The 23059-nt window shown below is 62.2% G+C and carries 18 protein-coding genes; 2 read left to right on the forward strand and 16 right to left on the reverse strand.

Annotated elements, in window-relative coordinates:
- The first annotated feature begins 39 nt into the window (after positions 1-39).
- Positions 40-1359: an MFS transporter gene (locus tag U5782_RS12465; RefSeq protein ID WP_322044122.1), complete on the forward strand. Its 1320-nt coding sequence runs from the start codon at positions 40-42 to the stop codon at positions 1357-1359.
- Positions 1360-1912: 553 nt separating this feature from the next.
- Here U5782_RS12465 and U5782_RS12470 read toward each other — a convergent pair.
- The 12 genes from U5782_RS12470 to U5782_RS12525 form a co-directional block, all read right to left on the reverse strand.
- Positions 1913-3265, reverse strand: a complete 1353-nt coding sequence (locus U5782_RS12470) for a HipA domain-containing protein (RefSeq protein WP_322044123.1) — start codon at positions 3263-3265, stop codon at positions 1913-1915.
- Positions 3265-3654: a helix-turn-helix transcriptional regulator gene (locus U5782_RS12475; protein ID WP_322044124.1), complete on the reverse strand. Its 390-nt coding sequence runs from the start codon at positions 3652-3654 to the stop codon at positions 3265-3267. The genes U5782_RS12470 and U5782_RS12475 overlap by 1 nt, the downstream gene beginning before the upstream one ends.
- Before the next feature lie 779 nt (positions 3655-4433).
- Positions 4434-5744: a histidine-type phosphatase gene (locus tag U5782_RS12480; protein ID WP_322044125.1), complete on the reverse strand. Its 1311-nt coding sequence runs from the start codon at positions 5742-5744 to the stop codon at positions 4434-4436.
- Positions 5745-5784: 40 nt separating this feature from the next.
- Complete coding sequence (locus tag U5782_RS12485) at positions 5785-7962, reverse strand: TonB-dependent siderophore receptor (RefSeq protein ID WP_322044126.1); 2178 nt, start codon at positions 7960-7962, stop codon at positions 5785-5787.
- A gap of 130 nt (positions 7963-8092) precedes the next feature.
- Positions 8093-8512 (reverse strand): biopolymer transporter ExbD, encoded by a 420-nt coding sequence (locus U5782_RS12490; RefSeq protein ID WP_322044127.1) that lies wholly within the window; start codon positions 8510-8512, stop codon positions 8093-8095.
- A complete protein-coding gene (locus U5782_RS12495) occupies positions 8512-9276 on the reverse strand; it encodes a MotA/TolQ/ExbB proton channel family protein (RefSeq protein ID WP_322044128.1) in 765 nt (254 codons plus the stop codon). The genes U5782_RS12490 and U5782_RS12495 overlap by 1 nt, the downstream gene beginning before the upstream one ends.
- Positions 9277-9301: 25 nt before the next feature.
- The gene (locus U5782_RS12500) at positions 9302-10060 is read right to left on the reverse strand and encodes a TonB family protein (protein WP_322044129.1); all 759 of its coding nucleotides are present in this window, start codon (positions 10058-10060) and stop codon (positions 9302-9304) included.
- Positions 10061-10228: 168 nt separating this feature from the next.
- Entirely contained in the window at positions 10229-11119 is an 891-nt protein-coding gene (locus U5782_RS12505; RefSeq protein ID WP_322044130.1) for an inositol monophosphatase, read from the reverse strand.
- Positions 11116-12225 (reverse strand): ABC transporter ATP-binding protein, encoded by a 1110-nt coding sequence (locus U5782_RS12510; RefSeq protein WP_322044131.1) that lies wholly within the window; start codon positions 12223-12225, stop codon positions 11116-11118. The genes U5782_RS12505 and U5782_RS12510 overlap by 4 nt, the downstream gene beginning before the upstream one ends.
- Positions 12222-14024: an iron ABC transporter permease gene (locus U5782_RS12515; RefSeq protein ID WP_322044132.1), complete on the reverse strand. Its 1803-nt coding sequence runs from the start codon at positions 14022-14024 to the stop codon at positions 12222-12224. Before U5782_RS12515 ends, U5782_RS12510 begins: the two co-directional genes overlap by 4 nt.
- The gene (locus tag U5782_RS12520; protein ID WP_322044133.1) at positions 14014-15033 is read right to left on the reverse strand and encodes an ABC transporter substrate-binding protein; all 1020 of its coding nucleotides are present in this window, start codon (positions 15031-15033) and stop codon (positions 14014-14016) included. The genes U5782_RS12515 and U5782_RS12520 overlap by 11 nt, the downstream gene beginning before the upstream one ends.
- A 92-nt stretch (positions 15034-15125) precedes the next feature.
- Positions 15126-16142, reverse strand: a complete 1017-nt coding sequence (locus U5782_RS12525; protein WP_322044134.1) for a LacI family DNA-binding transcriptional regulator — start codon at positions 16140-16142, stop codon at positions 15126-15128.
- Positions 16143-16501: 359 nt separating this feature from the next.
- Here U5782_RS12525 and U5782_RS12530 point away from each other — a divergent pair, with 359 nt between their 5' ends.
- Positions 16502-17191: a hypothetical protein gene (locus tag U5782_RS12530; RefSeq protein ID WP_322044135.1), complete on the forward strand. Its 690-nt coding sequence runs from the start codon at positions 16502-16504 to the stop codon at positions 17189-17191.
- A 302-nt stretch (positions 17192-17493) separates the two neighbouring features.
- Here the strand turns inward: U5782_RS12530 and U5782_RS12535 are convergent, their stop codons facing one another.
- The 4 genes from U5782_RS12535 to U5782_RS12550 form a co-directional block, all read right to left on the reverse strand.
- The gene (locus U5782_RS12535; protein ID WP_322044136.1) at positions 17494-17979 is read right to left on the reverse strand and encodes a hypothetical protein; all 486 of its coding nucleotides are present in this window, start codon (positions 17977-17979) and stop codon (positions 17494-17496) included.
- 417 nt (positions 17980-18396) lie between these two features.
- Complete coding sequence (locus U5782_RS12540; protein ID WP_322044137.1) at positions 18397-19122, reverse strand: immunity 52 family protein; 726 nt, start codon at positions 19120-19122, stop codon at positions 18397-18399.
- A gap of 277 nt (positions 19123-19399) precedes the next feature.
- Positions 19400-20143 (reverse strand): putative type VI secretion system effector, encoded by a 744-nt coding sequence (locus U5782_RS12545; RefSeq protein ID WP_322044138.1) that lies wholly within the window; start codon positions 20141-20143, stop codon positions 19400-19402.
- A gap of 67 nt (positions 20144-20210) precedes the next feature.
- Positions 20211-23057 carry a T6SS effector BTH_I2691 family protein gene (locus U5782_RS12550; RefSeq protein WP_322044139.1) on the reverse strand — a complete coding sequence of 949 codons (2847 nt, stop codon included), beginning with the start codon at positions 23055-23057 and terminating at the stop codon, positions 20211-20213.
- Between the last annotated feature and the right edge of the window lie 2 nt (positions 23058-23059).

Below are 23059 nucleotides of genomic sequence, written 5' to 3' on the forward strand. Positions count from 1 at the left end.
GAGCCCGTGTCTCAACGCGGCCCCCTTCCAAGGACACCCATGTTGAATCAAGACGTCAAACTCTCCGCCTGCATGTCACACAACGAAGAACAGCGGGCGTCACCTCATAGAGTATTGGTCGCTGCCACGATCGGCAACGCTTTCGAATACTTCGATCTGACGGTATTCAGCTTCTTCGCGCCAATCATCGGCCGTCTGTTTTTCCCCGCCGGCAGTGGCGCGATTGAGATCCTTCTCTCATCGGCCGCCTTCGGCATCGGTTATCTGACTCGGCCTGTCGGTGCGGCGCTTTTCGGCTACATGGCAGATCGCCGCGGGCGCCTCGTAGCCATGCGACTGACACTCCTGTTGATGGCGCTAGGGACGGGAACTATCGCGTTCACGCCCTCCTATCGCAGCATTGGTATTGCTGCTCCGATTTTGATCGTGATCGCGCGAATGCTTCAAGGTCTCTCTGCAGGCGGGGAAATCGGTCCCGCCACTGCGCTGTTACTGGAGCAATCGAACAATCGTAACCGCGGCTGGACTGCAAGTTGGCAGTTCGCGAGTCAGGGCGGAGCAGCTGCTATAGGCGCGTTGTCTGGATTTCTGTTGACAGTTTCAATGCCCCCGGATGCTCTTGCAAACTGGGGATGGCGCCTACCGTTCATCCTGGGCGTACTGGTTGCGCCGGTCGGCCTGTGGTTGCGGTCGAGCCTCGAGATGAAAGATTTGTCGACTGCTGTGGGCGCAACTGAAGCGCGACGTTCAAATCCGTTGAAACAACTCATCCGTGACTATCCAGGCACGGCCCTGATCACGTTCTTGCTGGTGGTATCAGGTACTGCGACGCAGGCCATTGTGCTGTTCTATCTTCCCACTTATGCGGTAACGCAACTGCACATGTCTGCCGCAACGACCCTCGGCACTGCCATCGCCGGTGGTGGATTGACGTTTGTGATGGCCCCCATCGGCGGTGCTCTTTCGGATCGCTTCGGACGCAAGCCAATTGCACAGGCAAGTCGAGTCGCAATCGCATTGCTTGTTTACCCGTCCTTTCTTTTACTGAGTCAGCATCCCACTGCGCTTACCCTGATTTCAGTGTTCGGCGTTCTGGGCACGCTCCATGGCGTCAATTCTGGGGCAAACGGTCCCATGCTCGCCGAAGCATTTCCGCGTCACATCCGGTCGACGGGCATGGCGGTGCCTTACGGCCTGGCCGTTGCGATCTTTGGCGGATTTGGCCCCTTCATTGCAACGGCACTGATCAACTATTCCGGAAATCCGCTGATGCCCGCGTGGTACGTGGTCGCTTGCGCTGTCCCTGCCATCATCGGCATCCTGTTTCTGCGCGATATGTCGAGAGAAGAATTGGACTGAGTGTGAGCCCATCAGGGAAAACTGAAAGCGGACAGACTGACCGCTGGTCCGGCTTGTCCGAAGAGCGCCGTGGGAGTGCACTGGATCAGGCGTGAATCGGACCGTCGGTCGCCGGCGGATGCCATTGCATCGCACGCGCCCGACTGGAACATCACGTTCGTCGTCGGGCACTAGACGGCCAGAAGCGGCCTGCGGCCAACACACAATAAATGTCTCTTGATAACGGAAGACCCGCCGTTTGACGACGCGTCATCGAAGGACCGGCGCCATAAATCTGACCGCTTGTTGACGTACGCTCGAGCGCGAGTGCGCGTTCAGGTGCGAGCGGCTCGCTGGTCAGGCTTTGAATGCCCGCGTTACCTTTGCAGGTATCGCGCAACGCTCCTGTTGCTACGTGACAGGAAGGCCAAAGCAACGACTATGAACAAGTCCTTGCGCTGTGCGCGAAGGCCTTAAACCGTACTTATGGGGCTGCGCGTAGACGACTCGCGCGCCGATGCGCAGCGGCTGAATATCTTTTGTCTCGCACTGTCTTACGTGGGTTCACCTATCTTCAGGGGAGCTTTTTGCGGAGCTCAGCAGTCGATACATCGTCGATGTGCCGGAAAGCAGGCTGGATGTTGTCAATCTCTTTCGCTGCTACGCCATGGCCCTCAAAAAAGACTTTCCACTCACGCACCTTTGTCCAGACCTCGTTGATCGCCTCGAGCGCATCTGCTCCATAGAGTCCGAAGGCGCCAGCACCCGGTAATGCGTTGTCGAGCGTGGCGGCGCGTCCCTGCTGACCGATGCCGAGATGCAACGTGCGCTCATATGCGCTGCCAGGGCGCGGCATGACGTCATAGAGCGGGCTAAGGCGCCAGCCCGGCAGTCTCGCATCCCAGATGAACCCGTGGTTGCGCAGATGATCGTCGTCGTTGCTCACGAAAATGTTGAAGATCATGCGCTTGAAGAGTTCGCGCAAATCCGCACGGACCATACCGACATGCACATACTTGCGGATTGAGTCTGCGATGTCCTGGTAGCTTTTCGTGATCGCCTCGACCTCTGAGCAGCCGACCAGGGTGAGGGCGCTCGCGAACGGCACCCGGCGCTCCTGCGTGCCTCTGCCTGGTGCGAGATACAATCCGTTGTCGCCGGCGCTCGTGGCGAATTCCGGGTTGCTCCAGTAGCGGTCGAACCGGCGGATCAGCATGACCTGGCGCTTGCCGAGGGACACGATCCGGGTCGGGGGCACGCGAATGCCGCAGTCAGCTGCGAGTCGAAGCGTGGCCTCCTCGATCGCGGTCACGGCCATTCGGTCGGTCTTGCTCGGAAATTTCGCGAGCCACAGGACCCCTGCGTCATCGCGTACGGTCGCTTTTGGCCGCGCGCCACCCAGTCCGCTTCCCTGTACGAAAATCGCCTCGAGGGTCGCGGGTACTGGAATGCCTTCTTCGATGCGATCGGCGGCTTCAACGAGATACTGAAGTGAGTCGACACCCGCGCCACCAGCATCGTCAGGGCGCCACGCGAGATCTCCATTGACGTGGAGCGCACCGATGCGCTGCGTGCCAGCATGAAGCAGATACGTCGATTCTGGAAGCGTATTTGCCTTCACCTTCAGCTTCGCTTCAATCACTCGCCGGCCCCATGCGTCTGGCGCAGCGTCACGAATGCCGCCAAAAAGCGTCAGCCCGTTCGCGGGGAAGAGGCGCTTTGCGCGTACAGCGTCCTTATCAGACAAACTCAGGCTGACCGGGTCGATCTCCACCGCGTCAGCGCGATCGATATAGCGCAGTCCATATGCAAAGCTGGACGCCTGCAGATCTGCATCGTCCTCCGTCATGAGGAGCTGGCCAGCCGGAGCCCATTCGCCATCGGCGAGAGACGCGAACACATAAAGGCGTTTTTCTGACGCGGACATCAAAAATCCAGATCGCCAAGTTCTTTGGTTGAAAGGTTGCGCACGCGCTGGGTGCGCTCGCGCTCCGTCTGCGCTAAAAGCGCAGGGTCCCGGGCAGTAATCAGATCGAGCAGGGTGAGTCCAGGTGCAATGGCTTCGAGGTAGCGTAGCCATTGACCGATCGCGACCCCAGGATCGCCGGTTTCTAGCCGGTACGCGGTATTGCGCGAGAGTCCCGCTCGCACGGCGGCTTCACTTTGCTGAACATGTCGCGCGACGCGAAGTCGCGCGAGCGACTGCCCTAAGCGCTGCGTTTGCTTGAGGATCGCGGGGCTGACGGTGACGCTTTGTTTGCTTTTCATGATCGTTAAAACGAGCTGTATCGGCTTAAGGATCGATTTATCGAACATAAGTGTAGCAGATGGCCGGTATCAGCGTGAATTCAAATGCTCGATAAATCGAGCATTAACGCCATAGTGTTCGATTTATCGAGCATCAAGGCCGTTCTGGTGCTGGCGACGTTCCCGCCGGAAAAGTGCCCGATGCGCCGGAGCGAGGACATTTTCGACCCGCCTCTGATGCGTCGCGTTTGGTGAGAGACGAGACGCTGAAGGCGATGGATGCGCTGGCGTATATCGCGACATCGTCGGCGCGCAGTGCTGCGAACGACGCCAGCGATACGACTTCAGCAGTTCGAGGAAACATCAGGCTAGTCTGCCACTGCTTGATTGCTGACTTCCGGTGTCGGCCACAACCTGGCGTTCAGCGAGCGGCCGCACCTGCCATTAGAACGACTGCACCACTCCGCTAACGGCCATTGCTCGCGTGCAGCAACGAACGGCTGAGATGGGTCGATAAGACCCGCTCGACGGCCAGCTGAACGGCAGCCTCCGCACGCCACCTTATTACTGCATCCCTATATCGCTTCATGGACGGCGACACTGCTTTAAACTATTCGCCGGTCGGATCCAGACATCGCAGACAGAATGTCAAGTTGATATCGGATAGTCCGACTCACGCGAACGATCCTTTCCGACAGCGCGTTTCACAGCGAGCGAGCGCCTCACCTCCTCGACAGGTACTCACAGCGAGGACGCGCGTCTGCTCTCGCGATGACTGCCGAACCGTTCTGAAGCGAACCAGAAACTTCATGTCACCCAGCAGGCGGCGCTCAGCGCGCCCCCGTGGTTCAAGACGAATTCCTCACCCGTGCATTGAAAGCATCGAGCGGCATAAGCGTACGCCCTTCGCCATCGCGCAATACCGCTTTCAACGGACCGTCGCGCCCCTTCAAGGCAGAAACGGCACGCATCTGATCGAGGCTCTGCGCGATATACGACACCCGAACGAAGGCCGCCCCGTCACGTTCGCGCACGAAGCGCTCAAATAACAACGTGCCGCCCGGCACCGCGTCGTTGGTACGATAGTCGCCCAGTTTCCAGTCGAAACCCAGCAGCGTACGCAACTGCGCGATATTCGTATCGTGGCCGACGAGAACGAGCAGACGCGTCGCGCTCTCACCCCGGCCATCGTCGTTCAGTGCCTGCGAGACACGGGCTAGCAAGGGCGCGCCGCCACGGCGCGCAATCAACGGCACATGATTCGTGTACGCATATTTCGCGCTACGCAGGCCCATCAGCCCGATCACATCGGCGCGGCCATGCACGTGACCGAAGGCGATACGCTCTAGCGGCCAACCATCGGCATATTGCATACGGATGGTTTCGCTCATCGCCGCCCCAACCGCCGCCGGCCCCGTCAACTTCGCCGTGTTACCCGCCACCTTCACGCCCCAAGGCGCAGCATAGAGCCCGCAATGCTGCGCGCCCTTTTGCTCGACGCACTCACGCGGCGCCCCCACTACCCGCGCCATTGACGCGACATCGGTGGCATAGCGGCGGCTTGCCGCTTCCGGCGACCCCATCGCCGCGAGCATCGCAGTTTGCGCTTCCTGTGCTGCGTGTGGATCGGCGGCATCCGCTTCGGCTTCGTCGGCGTGAAAGAGCGTGTCCTGACTCTGCGTGGCGTGCCCAACCGCCACGCCGCAACCGGGCAACACACCATCGAGCCAGGCATGCGCGGTGGCCTGCGTGCGCGACGCTGGACTCGACCACACGAACACATCATGCGCGCTGGCGCAGGTCTCGCGATCCAGCAGCCCTTGATGCACGAAGTAATCGCGCTCCCAGCGGCCCAACGCGACAATCGCACGATAGCCGTGTGGCGTGAGTTCTCCATCCGCCACCTCGAATGCAGGCCAGGGCTGCGCCGACGATGCATTCATCTTGCGTGTATCCGTCGCCGCACGCACGCCGTGCCGCATGACGATCACCGCGCGATCGAGTTGCATGCCCGCTGGCGCAGCTTCGTCGGCGCGCGCGATCTGCGCGTCGCCCGATTGCCCTTGCGCAAAGGAGGCGCCACACGTCATCCACAGCGCAACACCTGCCATCCACGACGCGCGTGCGAACGCATTGCGAACGTGCCTGAAATGATTCATCGGTTTCTCTCGTATCGACACGCACACCGGCGTGGCATGATCAGAAGTCAACACGTGCGTTGAGGCTCAACGTGCGCGGCGCGCCTACCTGCAGATAATTTTCCTGGTAGTACGTCCAGTAATGGTGATTCGTCAGATTCGTGATGTTCGCGCGCAGCGTGACGAGTTTCCCCGCGATGATCGTCCGATAGCCGATGCCCGCGTCGAACAGCGTGGTCGCGTTGATGTAGTGCACGTTGCCCGAGTCGATCGCCATGCCGCCCAGATACCGTGCGCCCGCCTGCACGTAGAGGCCATGCACGGCCGGCACGCGCCACACTGCCTGCAGCGCGGCCTGATACTTCGGCGCGCCCACCGCGCGATTGCCGCTCACACCCGCTGCGGCGTCGCGATAGTGTGCGTCGAGTGCCATCAGGCTCGCGTCGATGGTCAAGCTACGCAGCACGTCCACGGATGCATTGAGTTCCGCGCCCTGATAGACGATCTTGCCGTCTTCGACGTAGACATTCTCGCTATTCGTATACTCCGCGCCGCGCTCGATACGGAACAACGCGGCCGTCGCGCGCCAGCGGCCGTGATCGGTTTTCGCACCAATTTCGTACTGGCGGCTCTTGATCGGCGCCATCACCTGATCCGCGTTCGCCGTCGAGCTATCCGCCGTGCCGCCCGACTCCAGCGCTTCGACGTAGCTCGCGTAGAACGTCAGGTCGCTGCGCGGCGTGAACATCAGCGCAAGCGTCGGCGTCACGGGCGATTTGTGGTAGCGGGTCGCGCCCGACGTCGCGGAATCGTGCCCAACCTCGTCGTACGATTCATATCGCACGCCAGCGAGCAACGACCACGGGCCGTAGGTGATGCGGTCGCTCGCGAACAACGCCTGCTGCGTGATCTTGTCGTCGCCGAAAGTGCCGCCGCTGTAGCCGATGCCATCGGCCGAGAAAATCGTCGGATCGTAGATGTTGCCGGTGCCCACCACGGTCTTCGGCGTATTCACCGATTTGTTCGACAGCAGCACCATCGACGACGCGCCCAGCACGACTTCGTGCTGCAATGGCCCCGTGTTGAATTTGCCTTCGACAGTGGCCTGCACGTCGTCGAATTCATAGCTGTGATATTCCGAACTGATACGGTCCTGGTAGTTGCCGGTGTTGCTCGTAATGTAGTACTGGTCCTTCGCGTAGCGGCGCACCGAATCCGAGTATCGGTACGCGATCTTCGCCTGCCACTGCGGCGCGATCTTGTAGGCCACGCCAAGCGTCGCGAGCTTGTAGTCGACGTCCGTGTACGAGCCGTCGCTGTAGAGACGCGAGCGGCCGGACAGGGGGCTCGGCACCGCGTATTTCGTGCTGGTGATGATGTCGACGCCGCCGGAGGTGCGGCGCTGCTGATAGATCGTATCGAAGGTCACCGACAGGTCCTTCGTGAGTTGCGCGTCGAGACTCAGCCCCACTGCCGTGCGATTGATCGTTGCGCCATCTTCGGCCGTGTCGCCTTCCTCGTGCACGACGTTGAAGCGGTAGCCGAACATCTTGTCCTTGCCGAAGCGCCCGCCCGTGTCGATGTGCTCCTTGAACACGTTATCCGACGAGTAGCCCTGGTCGTAGCTGAACGTGAAGGTGTCCGTTGGGCGCTTCGTCACATAGTTGACGATGCCGCCGGGGCTGCCAAAGCCATACATGAAGCCCGCGAGCCCCTTGAGCACTTCGATGCGGTCGAACATCTCGAGCGGCATTTCCACGCCGCGATTCACGTTCGCCATGCCGTCGACCTTGTAGCCGTTCAGGTCGTCGAGCGGCAGGCCGCGTACCGCGAGCGTCGCCGGGTGCGTGCCGTAGCTCGAACTGATCGACGTCACCGATGCATCGTATTTCACGGCTTCGGAGAGAATATCCGCCTGACGATCCTCGATTTCTTCGCCGCTCACCGACTGGATCGAGAACGGTGTGTCGATCTCCGCGTGGCTGCCGAGCGCGCCCGCGTTTGCGCGTTGCTTGAGGCTTTCTGGCTTGTCGGGCGCCGCGCTCACCTGCACTTCGGGCAAGGTCGCTTCCGACGCGGATGCCGACGCAGAAGCGGCCGTGCCCGCTGCGCCAGTGGCCGCCGCAGCGGTCTGCGCCGCGGCAAAAGGCGCGAAGCCGACCAGACAAAGGCCCGCGGCCATCAATTGCGCCTGCAGGCGCGAAACGCGCGGCGGCAGAAACGAACTCGTGATCTTCATGATTAGGTAGGTGAGCGGTGCAGATGTGTGGGTTCGCGGGAAGCGGTCCAACCGCTTCCCGTACTTGATCTTTCTTTTCGTGATCCTGATTAATTGACCGTGATCTTTCTGGCCAAAGGCGCTGACACGCTCAGTGCGTGTTGTCGTCGCTGACGAAGCCGATACGGCTCAGGCCGGCGTGCTGCGCGGCGCTCATCACCCGCATCACTTCCTCGTAAGGCGTGCGGCGGTCGGCGCGCAGGTGCATTTCCGTCTGCGGGTCGTGCTGCGCGGCATCGGCGGCCAGACGTTCGAGTCCCGCGATATCGACGCTCTGGTCGTTCCAGTGAAGCGCGCCGCCCGCGTCGATCGCCACATCGACACTGGCCGGTTTTGCCTGGATCTGCGCGGCGGCAACGCGCGGCAATTCCACCTTCACGGCGTGCTGCAACGCGGGCATCGTGATGATGAACACCACCAGCAGCACGAGCATGACGTCGACGAGCGGAGTGGTATTGATCTCGGGATTGAATCCGTCCTCGAGATCGTCACGCAACGATCGGCCCGCCATTACGCCGCCTCCGTCTGCATGCCGCGTGCGCCCAGACGCGCCGTGTGGCGTTTCTCGTCGGCATGCGAAGGCACGTGCTGGCTGTCGAGTCGCTCGCCCGCAACAATCGCGTCGAGCACATCGAAACCGAAACCGGAAAGCGCGCCGATGGCCGTCTTGTTGCCGCGCAGCAGCGCGTTGTACGCCAACGAAGCGGGAATCGCGACCGCCAGACCGAACGCCGTCATCACCAGCGTTTCGCCCACCGGACCCGCGACTTCGCCGATGCTCGCCTGCCCCGTCGCGCCGATCGTCATCAGCGCGTGATAGATGCCCCACACCGTGCCGAACAAGCCGATGAACGGCGCGCTCGAACTGATGGTCGCGAGAAGCGGCAGGCCGCTTTGCACGCGCGTCTGACGTCGGGCGATGCATTCGTGCAGCGCGCGCGTGAGCCAGTCGGTCAGCGCGGGCGGCACGCGCCCTGCCTGCGTGGCGCGCTCATGCTGTGCGCTTGCATCGAGTGCCGTACGGGCCAGATCGACGTAAGCGTTCCCGCGTGCGTCGCCGCCAATCGCCTGAGCGCCTTCGGCGAGCGAGGGCGCGAGCCAGAATACGCGCGCCGCGCGGCTTGCCAGCGCACGCTCGCGCCATTGCGCGAAGGCACGCGTCACGATCACGTACCACGACGCGATGGACATCGCGAGCAGTCCCGCCGCCACACACTTGATGACGATATCGGACTGCGCCCAGAGCGCGCCGATGCCGATGGAAGTCGTTGCCATACATTACCTCTCGCTAAAAATGAATTCAGTCGCCGAGCGAAAACCGCAGCGGCACGATGACATAGACGGGAATGGCGCGGCCATCCTCGACATAAGGTTTGAAACGCGCACCGCGCACGGCATCGAGCGCGGCCTGATCGAGCGCCGCCGATCCGGACGAAGCGCGCAATTCGACTTCGCGCGGCTGGCCTTCCTCGTCGACGAGCACACGCACTTGCGCCACGCCCTCTTCGCCCATGCGCCGCGACGCGTCCGGATACAGCGGAACGGGCGCGCGCAGATATTGCACGCCACGCGTCACCGTTCTGGGCGTCGCGGGTGCGGGCACGGGCGCGGCGGCTGGCGCAGGTGCGGAAGGTTGCGCCACGGGCGGCGTGGGGGCAGCGTGCTGCGTGGGCTGGGCTGGTTGTGCGGCAACCGGCGTCGGTGTGGTCTCAGCCTGCGCGGGCGCGCGTTCGGTCGTACGGGTACGTACAACAGCGCGGTGCGTCACGGCTTTCTGGGGCTGGGGCTGTGCCGCATGCGCGGGCTGAACAGCAGGTTCGGGCGTGGGCGTGGGCGCCTGCACGAGCGTGGCATAGATCGGCGCAACGGCCGCGTGGGTTGGCGGAATCGAATGCTGGCCAACCAGTAATGCAATGCCGCCCGCGTGCACGCCAACGAGCGCGGCTAGCAGCACGGCACGCCTTGCTCGATGCGTCGTCGCGGGACGACGCTGGCGTGACGACGTGACGGGCGGCATCGCCTGCATAAACGGCGTAATCGAGCCGTGAGCGCCGGACATGGTTTCTCCTTGCATGAGCGCGTACCGCAAGGCACGCGCTTGAACAAATCACAATTGCACACGTGTGCAATTCAAGGCCATAAAGATTGCTTCGTACGACGATGCGTAATGTAGTGGCTGAGCGTTACGTGGGGATGACATCGGCCTTACTCATCATTTCACTCAGCTTTATCCGGACGTCACGCACGCCTCTTCTGCACACGTGTGCATTCGAGCAGCAAAAAAATCCGCAGCCTCGATCCCGGTGCGCAACTCGCCATAGACGCGTGCATTCGCAGCGATAACGGCATTGCCACGCGCGAGACCATCGTCGGCGAGAAACGCGTTGGTGCTGCCGCCCGCCTCCGTCACCAGCACGATGCCCGCAACCGCATCCCAGGCATACATATGCGGCTCGTAATAGCCGATCAAGCGCCCGGCCGCCGTGTACGCGAGCATCAACGCGCCCGAGCCGTTGCGCACGAACATGCCGCCAGACGCGAGCCAGCGCTCGATGAAAGCGAGAAACGGCGCACTGCTCACGCGATGCGAAATCCCCACGCCGAGCACGCCATCGCGCGCACCTGCCGCATCGGCGACCTGCAATGCGCGGCGCTGTACTTCCCCCTTCGTTGCGTTCGCATCGATCCAGGCGCCGCCGTTTGTCTCGGCGTGGAACAGTTCGTCGGCGTTGGGATCGTAGACCACGCCAATGGCCGGTTCACCGTCGATCACGACCGCGATCGACACGCACCACGCGTACATGCCATGCAAGAAGCAGCTCGTGCCATCGATCGGATCGACGATCCAGAGTGCCCGCGAAGCGCATTGAGCAGACGTTTGCTGTGCGAGCGCGGCGCTTTCTTCGCCAAGGAAGCGGTCCTCGGGAAACTGACTCGCGATACGCGAGCGCACGAGGTCCTCGACATCGCGATCGGCAATGCTCACGGCATCCTGCACGCCCTTGTATTCGACAACGAGCCGTTCGCGCTGCTCGAAGCACGCGAGCGCGTGACGGCCCGCTTCAAGTGCGATCGCCCGCGCCGCCGCGTAACGCGCCGACTGGAATGAATGGCTCATGCGGCCTCTCCCAGCAGATGCGCGCCGCGCACGTCGAGCGTCACGGCCACGCGTGCGCCTTCGGCCAGCGGCCGGTCCAATGAATGCGATGACACAGAGAGTTCTCCTGCCGTCGTTGCGACGGTGTAGTGCGTGCTCCGTCCAAGCCACACGGCGCGACGTATCACGCCAGTGAGGCCAGGATGCGGAGCAACGTTATCGATGACTTCCAGCGCAAGCGCCTCGGGCCGCACGGCAATGCGGGCACGCGCGATAAGCGGGCCCTGCCACGCGAACTCCAGCGGCATGCCGTGCAAATCGCAACGCGCGCGGCCGTGAGCGCAGGCGAGCACCGGAAGGTCCAGAAAATTCGCGTTGCCGATGAAGGACGCGACAAAAGCAGTGGCCGGCTGTTCGACGAGCGTGCGCGGATCGGCGTGTTGTGCAACCGTGCCGGCTTCCATAACGACGATCTCGTCGGAGATCGCGAGCGCCTCCTCCTGATCGTGCGTCACGTACACGACGCTCAGATCCAGTTCGCGCTGCAGATCGCGAATCTCCTCGCGCACCTGCACGCGCAGCCGCGCATCGAGATTCGAAAGCGGTTCGTCGAATAGCATCACGTCCGGTTCGAGCACCAGCGCGCGCGCCACGGCGACGCGCTGCTGCTGGCCGCCCGAGAGTTCATGTGGCATGCGCCGCGCGTACGCGCCCAGTCCGACACGCGCGAGCGCGGCCTCCACGCGCGGCGCGGCGGTGCGCTTCGACACGCGCGCGACGCTCAGCCCGTAGCCCACGTTGTCTTCCACACTCAGGTGCGGAAACAGCGCGTATGACTGAAACACCATGCTGACGTTGCGCGCCTGCGCGCCCTGGCGCGTCACATCGCGCCCGCCAATCGCGATGCGTCCGGCGTCAGGCAGATCGAGGCCGGCGATCAGCCGCAGCAACGTCGTCTTGCCGCAGCCGCTCGGGCCGAGCAAGGTCGTGAGCTTGCCGCGCGCGATCGTGAGGGACAGGCCATCAAGCACGGTGCGCTGGCCCCACTGCTTGCGTACGTTGTCGAACACGACCGCCGCAGCCGCTTCATCGGCAGGTGCACGGGCGGGCTCTGCAAGGGTGCTCATGATGGAAACTCCGTGGTCGTGCACGCAGCGACCTGCGCGGCCTGTGGCTTGCGCGCATGCATTCGATGCCTTGATTCAAGGGTTCTTTCCGATGTGCGGCCCATGCGCGCCAGCGCCTGCGCAACGCACAACAGCGCGAACAGCACCACGACGAGCGCACCCGCCAACGCCAGCGCCGGGCCGTCGTTGCCGTTCGACACGAGGCCCATGAGATAGGTCGTCGCCAGATCGTGGTCGGCACTGACGAGAAAGATCACGGCGCTCACCGTGGTCGCCGCGCGCACGAAGCCGTGGATCAGCGCCGCGCCGAGCGCGGGCAGCAGCAGCGGCACATGCACCCGGCGCAGCGTCGTCCATGAACCGGCGCGCAGGCTCGCCGACGCCTCGTCCAGCGCGGGATCGATCTGCGCGAACGCGGCCGACATCGCGCGCAGACCAGGCGGCATGTTGCGCAACACAAACGAGAGCACGAGGATCGAAGCGCCGCCCGCGAGCATGAGCGGCGGCGCGTCGAAGGCGCGCGCCCACGCGAGGCCCATCACCGTGCCCGGCACGGCGAGCGAGAGCGCGAAGGTGCCTTCGAGCACGCTGCGTCCTGCGAAGCGGCGGCGCGCAAGCAGCCAGCCCGCCAGCAGCGCGGCGGCGGCAGTCAATGGCGCGGCAAGCGCGGCCAGACGCAGCGTTTCCCGCACGGCGTCCCAGGCCCCGCCGGTCAACAGCAGTCGGCCATCGTCGATGGCGACGCCCAGCACGTCCGCGAAATGGTCGGCCGTGAGCGTGAAGTCCACGCCCCACAGCCGCACGAACCCGCCCACCAGTAGCGTCGCGTAGACAGCGAGCGCGAGCCCGCACCACGGTGCGCAGACCAACGCGAGCCCGCCCTGCACGTATGCGCCGAGCGGCATGGCGCGCCCTGCCACGGGCTTGCCGCTCACACTCGCGAAACGCGCGCGGCCAAGCCACGCGCGCTGCAACACGAACGCGGCGAGCGCCATGACCAGCAGCCACACGCCGAGCACGGCGGCGCGTGCCGGATTCTGCTCGGCGCCGACGACGGCAAAGTACAGGTCCGTCGACAGCACGTGGAAATTGCCGCCAACCACGAGCGGGTCGCCGAAATCAGCAACGCTTTCGATAAAACACAGCAGCCACGCATTCGCGACACCGGGGCGCAGCATCGGCCAGGTCACGGTACGCAGGATCGTCCAGTTCGACGCGCGCAGCGTCGCCGCCGCTTCTTCCAGCGGTGCGGGCACGCGCGCAACCACCGTGCGCAGCGTGAGCCACGCGAGCGGCGTGAACGCAAGACATTGCGCGAGCACGATGCCCGGCGCGCCATAGAGCCAACGTCCCGGAGCTAGCCCGAACAGATCCGCCACGGCACGCGTCACGAGCCCATTGCGGCCGAGCAGCAGGATCAGCGCGAGGCCCACCGCGAACGGCGGCGTGATCGAGGGCAGCAAGGCCATGCCGCGCAGCGCGGCGCGCAATACCGGCGAGCGCGCGGGTCGCCCGCGCTGCGCGAGCATCGCCAGCGCGCCGCCGATGAACGTGGCCAGCGTCGCGCTCACGCCGCCAAGCGCGAGCGTGTGCCAGCCGCTGCCGCACGCCCCACCCTTCGCGCCGCCCGCCAGACACGCGAGCGACCAGATATTCGCGTCGAACACGCTGCGCCACGCGCGCGCAGCGGGCAGCAGCACGCTGCCCACGAGCGGCGCGACAACGAATACGCCGAGCGCCACGCAGACCGCGATCAACACGGCACGCGCAAAGCCGTCGAAGCCGCCATCAACGCGCATGCGCATAGATCTCCGTGTTCCAGCGCTCGAGCAGATGCTTGCGCACGGCCGGATCGCCAAAGCGCGCAAAGTCGTAATCGATCAGGCGAATGCCATCGGGACGCGGCGCGTTGGCGGGAATCGCGGCCGCGCGATTCGACGGGATCTGATACGCGTGGGCCTTGTCGGCGAGCGACTGCACGTCGGCGCGCAAGGCGAATTCGTAGAAGCGCTGCGCGAGCGCGGCATGCGCGGCGCCCGCCATCAGGCTCATGCCGCCGACCTCGTAGCCCGTGCCCTCGCACGGCGTGAGCGTCGCGACGTCGAAACCCGCCACGCGCTGCTTGACGAGATCGTGCAGGAATTCGACGGCGATGTCGGCCTCGCCGCGCGACACGGCCTCACCAGGCCCGACGCCCGTCGACGTGTACTGGCTCACGTTCGTGTTCAGGCGGCGCAGATAGTCGAACGCGCCGTCCTCGCCGTCGAGTTGCACGAGCGTCGCGAGCGCGACGTAGGCCGTACCCGACGCATTGGGATTGGCGATCTGGACTTCGCCGCGCCAGGCATCGGCCAGCAGATCGCGCCAGCAGCGCGGCGGCGTCTGATTGCGACGGCGCAGCGCCCCCGCGTCGTAACCGATGCCTAGCACCCCCTGATAGACCCCAACGGTGCGCCCGCGGCCAACCTGCGCGAAACGCTGCGCCCACGGCTGCAACTGCGCAAGCTGCGGCGAACGATAGTCCTGCGTGAGCCCTTCAAACGCGGCCTGCAAATGCGCGTCGCCGGAGCCGGCCCACCAGATATCGAATTGCGGATGCGCGCGCTGCGCGGTGACGAGCGCGAGCGCTTCGCCGGCACTCTTGCGGACCATCGCCACATGCGCGCCGGTCTCGTGTTCGAAGCGGTTTTTCATCAACTGGCACCACTCGAGATCGGCGGAACAGAGCAGATTCAGCCGCTCATCCGCATGCACGGGCGGCGTTGCAAACCACAGCGTCGAAGCAAGCACGGCGGCGAACGCACGCATGGGCGTTTTGCACTCGATTGCAAAACGGCGCGGAAGTTGTCGAATGCGGGAAATCAAGGGCATGGCGTTGGGAAGTGGCGAAAAAGAGGGCGTCAGCCGGTCGTGGCGCGGCGCACGAACGAGACTGGAACGACGCGGGCCTGCGTGGGCCGCGAGAAGTCGCCGATGCGTTCGGCGAGCAGATCGACGGCGCCCTGGGCGAGCGCGTCGGTGTTTTGCGCGATGGTGGACAGCCGGTAGCTGTCGAGCGCGGCGTGCTGGATGTCGTCGAAGCCGACTATGCGCATATCTTCGGGAATGCGCAGCTGGAAGGCGCGCCGCGCTTCGTCCATGAAGCCGAGCGCGATCATGTCGGTTGCGCAGAACACACCGTCGGGTGCGTTGCCGCCCGCAAGCAGTTCGCGTGCCGCCAGTTGCCCGGCCTCGTACGACACGATCGTCGTGTTGCAAACCGTCACGCGCGCGCGGCGCACGCCACAGCTTGCAAGCCCGCTGAGAAAACCTTCGCAGCGCTGGCGCGCGCCGTGGTGTGTCGCCTGCGGGCCGATGAAAGCGAAGCGCAGCGCACCGGAATCGAATAGCGCACGCGCGGCAAGCGCGCCGCCTGTCGCGTTGTCGCTATTGACGAGGTCGGCGCCTTCGAGTTCGGCCGCGCGGTTGATCATCGCGACGGGAACATGCCGGTCGAGATACTCGCGCGCAAGCGCAAGCGGCGGCGCGCCCGACGTCATGATGACGCCCGCAACCCGGTAGCTCAGCAACACGTGCAGCGCATAGCCGATCTGGTCGGGGTCTTCGGCGTTCATGAGAATCGGCAGCATGCCGCGCGTGCCGAGATGATGGGCGATCGGCGCAAGTAGTTGCGCACGAAACGGACTCGCGAGCGCAGATGTCACCACGCCGACGAAATTGCTGCGTCCCTGGATCGTGTTGCGCGCGTTGATATCGACGTGATAATTCAGCGAGCGCGCGGCTTCGAGTACGCGCGCTCGCGTTTTCGCCGACACGCTCGCCCCCGGCGTAAACGTACGCGAGACGGCCGAGCGTGAAACGCCGGCCATGCGCGCGACGTCCTCGGCCACGGCCCAGCTTTTCTCCTTGGTGCTCATCGGATGGATTCGTGTGGCCGTCGTACGGCCTGTGGCTGCCAATGATGACCGCGAAGCTTAAGGCGCGTATGTGTCTGTTGCGTGACAGAGCACCGTGTGACGGAACGCGGATGCGCCAGGAGGCACAACCTGCTGTTCAGCGAGCGGACGTGCCGTTCAAGGTTCAGAACTCGCTATTGACGCCTCGTCAGGTAGAAAATCTCCTCAGGTTCGCACTCGGCCTGCGCTGTACTCTTTGACAGCGAGCATCTCACGGTCCACTCTCATGGAATATCCAGTCGGTCCCAACGACCGAGCCGCAGGGATGCTCGCGGCGATGCCTACGCGTCGCCTGGCGGTGGCTCCAACGCGAGAGCGCTATGTCATTCACCAAGTATCGCTACATGCAAGCTATCGTCTTCGTTGGCGGAGCGGTTGCTGGCGTAACTATCGTGGGATTCGTCCTCGTAATCGGTGCTTCAATCGGCGGGTATGCAGCGGGTTGGTTCGCAGCGGCCGCTGGCGCACCTTTATTCGAACTGACATGCGCACGCTCGGGAGACGCAAACTCATCCTCAAAGGGCTTTCAGGATCACCTGAGCGACCCTGGTGAACTTCGGAAAATCGTGGCGGATGACTATCGGTCCTTTCTGACGACGGGCCGTTGCAGGCGCGTTGCGACAGGGCCAGCACCCTACAGCGACCCATTCAATCAATGTTCAGACAAGAATCCCCGTGCTCCGCTCAATGAGGCCTGCTTTGGCCAGAACAATGACACCTATGACGACCTCGCCCCATTCTGGGGAGACGACATTGTTGGGCGTTGGTTTTCTTATATCGGACGAATTGCAGGCACGAACGCCGACGAGCGATACCAGGCTGGCCTGACAGACGGTGTCGTTTCAATTCTGACCTTCCTGGGCGGTGCGGATATCAATGCAGTCATTTATGTCGCATCGTATTTCTTCGTCATCTTCGTTCTCGGCATATGCGCGACAAAAATCATTGAACGACTGATATCCAGACTGTTTCAAAAACGCACCGACGACGGCCGCCACCACGTTGAATAGCTCTGGCGCAACGCAGAACGCGGGCAGTCGTGCAGCACATCAAGTAGCAACTTATACGGGAGATCCCAACCGACTCGCCGACGCTCCCGACAGTGGCGAGCGCCTCTAATGTTGCGGGTAACCTTCCGTTCGGCCTGAAGTGAACCACGATGTCATTGCCGGGCATAGCGCATGGTCTCCGAAGCGGTAATCACCTCGCCCCCGTGGTCTGTAGTGTCGCCAAGTCGAATCAGATCAATCATGGAGCCTTCTTCATTCGGCGATCACAGCAGGCCGAAATAGCAATAACGATATTTCAAAGGTCAGGGCAAGTTGAAGACTTGACTGCAATGCAGCTTCTCTCCACGATCGATCGTCAGATCGAAGTACGGTTTGCGATCGAAATGCTGCTCGTCAGCGTCAGGATCCGGGATATTGCGAAACCGCTCGAAAACGAGCGTCTTCCCGTTCTGCAGCCGTATCGACATGAATTTCATCGACTGGTCGAACTGCGGTATTCCCCACGAAGCATCGACAGGCATCCCCTCTGCTTTGGAGAGATAGATCGACAGAGCATTCGCCCACTGCTGACGCGGTACTGCCTTCATCTGGTCCTCGTCTGCCTGAGGCACGTTCACGCTCACGGAAAGCTTTTTTCCGCCCGTTGCCGCACAGACGAACGCCTGATTGCCGCCGAAGCGCTGCTGAAACGCTGTGAAGGGATCCGCACCGCCCTGTTCCGCATGCGCCGTCGCCGCCCAGCACGAAAATGCCGTTCCACCCACCAAAAACCAGGCCTTCCAATTCATTTAATCCAGACTCCTGTCACTCTCCTACCCTTTCCGATCAAAGTGGGCTTTTCGCCCTTGCGCATGACTCTGCTATTCGGGCTGATGTAATCGCTTGCGAACAAAAGCCCGGGCAATACGACCTCGGCATGACCATGCGTCGATCCGTCAGTCGTACCATATACGATCACAGCACCCTCGGGAGCGTCGTAGGGACTCGCGATATGTAAAGACGGATCGAAAAGAACGTTTCTGAATCCGGCCGCCTGAAGATTGATGCCGGCATCGTCGTATTGGCAAGTGAGGCCAGGCACGGCGGTCGGAAGTTGATCTCTACGCGTAGCTTCGCCGAGTGGGCACGGACGGAATCCGTAATCCTGGCGTCTATGAAAAACCCCACAGAAGTGGGGTGCAAGGATCAACTGCCGATACCGACAATCAAAGATCAACGAATCGGGGCAACAGGTCCTGGTCAGCCAGTCGAATTTCGATATCGTTCGCTACCTTGACGTGCGCCCGATTGCTCACATCGAATACCTCATCAGCGACGCTTACGATAATCGTGCCTTGTTGATTGCCGTCGCGCGTAACAGGAATCAGGGCACGCGCTTCTGGGACCTGGGCGGAAGTGAGAGCATACGGCAGGTAGAGCATCCATCCAACGCCTGGGCGATCACGAAATACCTTTTTTTGCGAATACAGGTATGGACCCACTTGCGCGACAGCGGCAGGCCAGATGTTCACCGCTTCCTTCACAACATCGGATAAGGATTGCAATGAATACAGCGCCTCCAATCCTTCCGACTTCAATTCAAAAACGGATAAATTTTTCAGGCTGCAGGAAATAGAAAAAGCCGCTCCACCTGGTCCCTCTATGCCGTTCCACACCGAAAACGACTGCTCTCCAATATCTGGCGTCTCAATGACAGAATAAATCGCCTCATCAGTCGGGCCGAGATCGGTAAACGCCCGGGAATTTTCAATCCCCCCGGAATCGCTGACATCTCCAATTCCCCATTTCGCGACATCCAGACCATTTCGGCCCAAAGCCCTGGAAATTGCCCACAACTCCCGGCATTGTTCCGCGGGAGATGGGATTGTCGAGCTCTTCAACCGAAAAACAAGATCGATATCGATATCGATATCTTTAATATCAAAACTCATTCTCCACTCCCCATTTCCGGCATCGACTTATACCCTGTCCCAATTGCCATCATGGACTTTTAGCCGCGCCCATTGCTCGTCGGTGAGTTCCACTTCCGTCGATAATGAAGCGCTGTCCTTCGTGAAGGTAGTGCCATGCTTCTGCGATCCTGAACAAATCGCGCCCGGACTTGCCCTGGCAGACTTCATTCAGCGCATGGAGCACCCTGGGGTCCCAGAATCGCAGCAGGGCAGCTCGTCCATCAGAAGCCTGGCTCGTCACGCTGGTTCATCAGCTTCAACGGCGGAAAATCCACAGTCCATAACCCGAGCCATCGGTCGATCGCCGCTTGCCCTTCGATGTCTTCTTCAAGTTGATGCCCGGCGGATTCTCCCAGCCGAAAGTCGCAAAAATCTGCTCCGACAAGGCAATGAACGCGCGATCCTTCCGATAACCAGAGACGGCGAAAAAGAGCAGAAACAACGCAGGAATCAGCGCTGCCACGCCGAGATAGAAAAACCTCTGTGGCAGCGTCAACAACTGCGCCTTCACAAAGAACAGATAGGCGCTTACGGCTATCCACGGCAGCAGGAAAGACAGGCACACCTTGAATACCGTCTTCAGATAGGCTTGTCGGCCGCTCGTGCAATGCGGATAGACCGCGATCAGCCCATCTTCCACGCGCCGCACCGCGAAGCAGGTCACGCCCGCACCGGTCTGCTCGGCCACAACTTCCACCTCATCGTTTTCACGGAAGGGGCATCGCCAGAGCCATCCTTCCACATGCACGCCATCGATGTCGAATTCGACCTTATCGACCTCTTCCTCGCTATGACCGGCCGAAACCGCGAGGCCAACGGACAGCGCCGTCATGCCTGACAGTCCAAGCGCCACGGTGCCGATATCCGTTGCAATGCGCTGGTTTTCGGTGCGCATGAAATCGCGCGTGACCTTGGTTCGCCGCAGCTTGCTGATACGCCCGCGCAAAAGTCTGGTTCGTTCCATCTGATCTGATTGTTCCTGTCGAATGGTCAACATCATGTTGACCCGTGCCGGACCGCCAACGCGCGCATTGCGCACGGCTCGTCCAACGTCCCGTTTCAGCAAGTCACTGTACCGCCGCAAGCGATGTCGAAAATTCGGTGACCTGCAACTTGATGTCCTTGTCGGTGTAGCGCTGAACGTCGTGATCCACGAAAAAATCCTTTTCGCGCCCGGTTCCGAACGCACATCGCGCGCACCAGCTCTCGAGCGCGTTTGGTGTGAAATACCAGATCAATCCCTGGACGACGAGCAGCCCGACCGTCGCTTCCCACCCCAACAGCATGCCAATGCCGCGCAGCGCGGCGAAGGCCAGCGCGCGCTCGGTCGCCGCTTCGACAAGACCAACGATCGCCTCGGTGCCAAAGCGGGCAGCGACACGCCGCAACAGCAGACCCGATTTGCCGATCGCGCTGATGAACACGGATATCCCCGCGGCCGCGCCCGTCGCGGCCTTGACCGACGTAAGGATCGCGATCGTGTATTGCTGCTTCGAAAAGGCCGAGCCGGCTTTCGCGGCATCCATCCATGCGCCGATCATTGCGCCAAGCGTGCCGAGTGCGCCTCCAGTCAGTTTCCAGGCCTGCGAGCGCGTCGAGTTTTTCAGCGCCGCATAGAACGGCGCCATGCCGATATCGATCACTGCCGAACAGAGCGACATTCCCGAACTCACCAGATTCAGTTTCGTGTTGTCGTCGCTCGGCATCACCATCAGCTTGTAGAAGTTGACTGCCTCCAGCAGCCCGCTGACCAGCGTAATACGCGCCGAACGCAGCGCCTTCGCGCCGTCCTCGGTGTCCTTGATTTGCCCCCAGGCCTGCACGAGTGCCTGCGTGCGCGATTGCTTGCCCAGGCCGCCGAGCGCCTCTTCGCCCTTGATGAAACCATGCGCGACCTTCAGCGTCCCGAGAATCTCCTTGCGGCTCAGTCCTTCGAGCTCGGCCTGCTTCCTGACCAGTGCGAGCGCGTCGTAGTCGCTAATGCCCGACCGTTGCAAAAAGATCGACTGGATGATTTTCTCGCCGACAAAATCGGCTGCCTTGTTGATCCGGAACCGTCGGAAAATTGAATCACCGGTCGTCATCACCAGTTGATCCACCTGCAGCGCCTTTAGCAGACTGCCAATCGGCGTAATTTTTTTCGCGTCGCTTTCCAGCGCAAGATCCGACAGTTTCTTGTAGTAACCGACCACCGACTTGATCTGCGCCATCACCGCCGCGACCGCCTCGACATTGCCCTGCAGCGGCGTCTCCTTCTTGCTGTCCGCGCTCTGCAACGCCTGAGTGATCTCGATTCGCGCATCCTTCTGGTTCATCGCAATCGAGCGCCAGACGATGCTCTCGGGCTTGCTTGCATCCAGCATGGCAACGAGCGAATCGACCTTGGCCGCGCCCTTCGGCGTCGAATCAAGGCCGAATAGGGCGGTCCCGACGGTGACCTCGTATTTCAGTCCGTCGATAAAATTCGCGTCGTGACAATCTTCCAGTGCATCCAGCCACGGCTGCGCCCCCAGCCACGCTGCGATGTCGTCGGTGCGTTTCTCCTGAAGCAAGCGCACCTTCTCCTGAATGGCTGCGTACCTGCCGCGGAAATAATCGATATCGGCACGCTTGAGACGGTTCTCGTAACGCGGCCAGGCGTTGGTTCTCGCGTCGCTCAGGCGCTGCTGCTTCGTCTTGTTGATCTGCGCAATTTCAGCGTCCGTCTTCGTGCGCCAGGCCTGACGTTCTGCCTCGGAGCCAAACGACTGGACCTGCGCAACATACGGACCGCCCAGCCCGTTCTGCGCAAGGTAGTCGTAGTCGTCTGCAGTCTCCAGGGCGCGCGTGCGTTCCGCGCCGGCCTGCATCGTGGCCGCCTGCTGGCGCAGCGAAGCGGCGCTGTCCTTCAACCCGGCTGTGCTCGCCTGACCGACCTCCGACTGGAATTGCGCTTCGCGATTTACAGCGCCCTTCTCCACCGTCGTCTTTGCGGTGTCGATGTCGGACAGTGCGGTGACCTGGAGTGCGCGTTCGAGCGCGTACTGGTTTAGCCAGGCCACAGGGTCGTTGCGGAACCCGTTCAATTCATGGGTAATCCCCACCGCGTCCCACAGCGCAAGCATCATGGGCGCGCAATGCTCCTTGCCGGCTGCGTCGCTGAACGAATTGGACTGCGCCTGTTCGACCAGTTGCGCCGTCGCGTGGCCGTTCCACCACCCTTGCCTGATCGCCCATGGATAGCGCGTCGTGCACATCTCGACGACGTTGTCGTGAAAGGCGCCACGCGCCTCATTACTGACGGGCGGCCGGAATTCATACGGCAGCGCTGTACACTCCTTCGGCGTCTCGCCGAGCCCACCGGCATATTCGATCACATGCTGCACATTGGCGGCATTCAGCGGCGCGGTATGGGAGCCCGGCGTGGGAGACGCGATCCACTTCGCAGGTTCGATTGCCTGCATCCGCCGGTTGCGCAACTCGTCGCTACCGGCGTAACGCTTCACCGTATCGTCGCTCCATGCGCGTTCGGCGAAAGCGAACCAGACCTTGCCGCATTCCTGCGGCTTTTCGATCACCACGTACAGGAGACGCAATGCGCTATGCCCACTGCGCGAGCACGCCTGCGGCTCGTCAACCGGCTTTGCCGCTGCGGGATCGAGCTGACGGGTTAGCGTGCCGTCGGCGGCAACCGCGTAGACCTCCCAGTAGTGATTGCCGCGCGGGCCTTTCTCGTAGAACAGATAGACAAAGCCTTGTCGCAACTGGCGCAGCGCGTATTTGTTCTCGCCTATCGACACCTGCTTCACTTTATCCGCACTAAACGGGCCGAGTGCCGGGGCATTGAACGTTTTGGGCACGACGGTATAGCGCGCCATATACACCGCCAGCCCTTTGAGCTTGCACACATCACAACGATCGTCGTTACCTGCCATCT

The sequence above is a fragment of the Paraburkholderia sp. J67 genome (assembly GCF_905220265.1).
Classification (GTDB): Bacteria; Pseudomonadota; Gammaproteobacteria; order Burkholderiales; family Burkholderiaceae; genus Paraburkholderia.

Coding starts and splice junctions, on each gene's coding strand:
- U5782_RS12465 (WP_322044122.1), top strand. CDS start 40: ATGTTGAATCAAGACGTCAAACTCTCCGCCTGCATGTCACACAACGAA.
- U5782_RS12470 (WP_322044123.1), bottom strand. CDS start 3,265: ATGTCCGCGTCAGAAAAACGCCTTTATGTGTTCGCGTCTCTCGCCGAT.
- U5782_RS12475 (WP_322044124.1), bottom strand. CDS start 3,654: ATGTTCGATAAATCGATCCTTAAGCCGATACAGCTCGTTTTAACGATC.
- U5782_RS12480 (WP_322044125.1), bottom strand. CDS start 5,744: ATGAATCATTTCAGGCACGTTCGCAATGCGTTCGCACGCGCGTCGTGG.
- U5782_RS12485 (WP_322044126.1), bottom strand. CDS start 7,962: ATGAAGATCACGAGTTCGTTTCTGCCGCCGCGCGTTTCGCGCCTGCAG.
- U5782_RS12490 (WP_322044127.1), bottom strand. CDS start 8,512: ATGGCGGGCCGATCGTTGCGTGACGATCTCGAGGACGGATTCAATCCC.
- U5782_RS12495 (WP_322044128.1), bottom strand. CDS start 9,276: ATGGCAACGACTTCCATCGGCATCGGCGCGCTCTGGGCGCAGTCCGAT.
- U5782_RS12500 (WP_322044129.1), bottom strand. CDS start 10,060: ATGTCCGGCGCTCACGGCTCGATTACGCCGTTTATGCAGGCGATGCCG.
- U5782_RS12505 (WP_322044130.1), bottom strand. CDS start 11,119: ATGAGCCATTCATTCCAGTCGGCGCGTTACGCGGCGGCGCGGGCGATC.
- U5782_RS12510 (WP_322044131.1), bottom strand. CDS start 12,225: ATGAGCACCCTTGCAGAGCCCGCCCGTGCACCTGCCGATGAAGCGGCT.
- U5782_RS12515 (WP_322044132.1), bottom strand. CDS start 14,024: ATGCGCGTTGATGGCGGCTTCGACGGCTTTGCGCGTGCCGTGTTGATC.
- U5782_RS12520 (WP_322044133.1), bottom strand. CDS start 15,033: ATGCGTGCGTTCGCCGCCGTGCTTGCTTCGACGCTGTGGTTTGCAACG.
- U5782_RS12525 (WP_322044134.1), bottom strand. CDS start 16,142: ATGAGCACCAAGGAGAAAAGCTGGGCCGTGGCCGAGGACGTCGCGCGC.
- U5782_RS12530 (WP_322044135.1), top strand. CDS start 16,502: ATGTCATTCACCAAGTATCGCTACATGCAAGCTATCGTCTTCGTTGGC.
- U5782_RS12535 (WP_322044136.1), bottom strand. CDS start 17,979: ATGAATTGGAAGGCCTGGTTTTTGGTGGGTGGAACGGCATTTTCGTGC.
- U5782_RS12540 (WP_322044137.1), bottom strand. CDS start 19,122: ATGAGTTTTGATATTAAAGATATCGATATCGATATCGATCTTGTTTTT.
- U5782_RS12545 (WP_322044138.1), bottom strand. CDS start 20,143: ATGATGTTGACCATTCGACAGGAACAATCAGATCAGATGGAACGAACC.
- U5782_RS12550 (WP_322044139.1), bottom strand. CDS start 23,057: ATGGCAGGTAACGACGATCGTTGTGATGTGTGCAAGCTCAAAGGGCTG.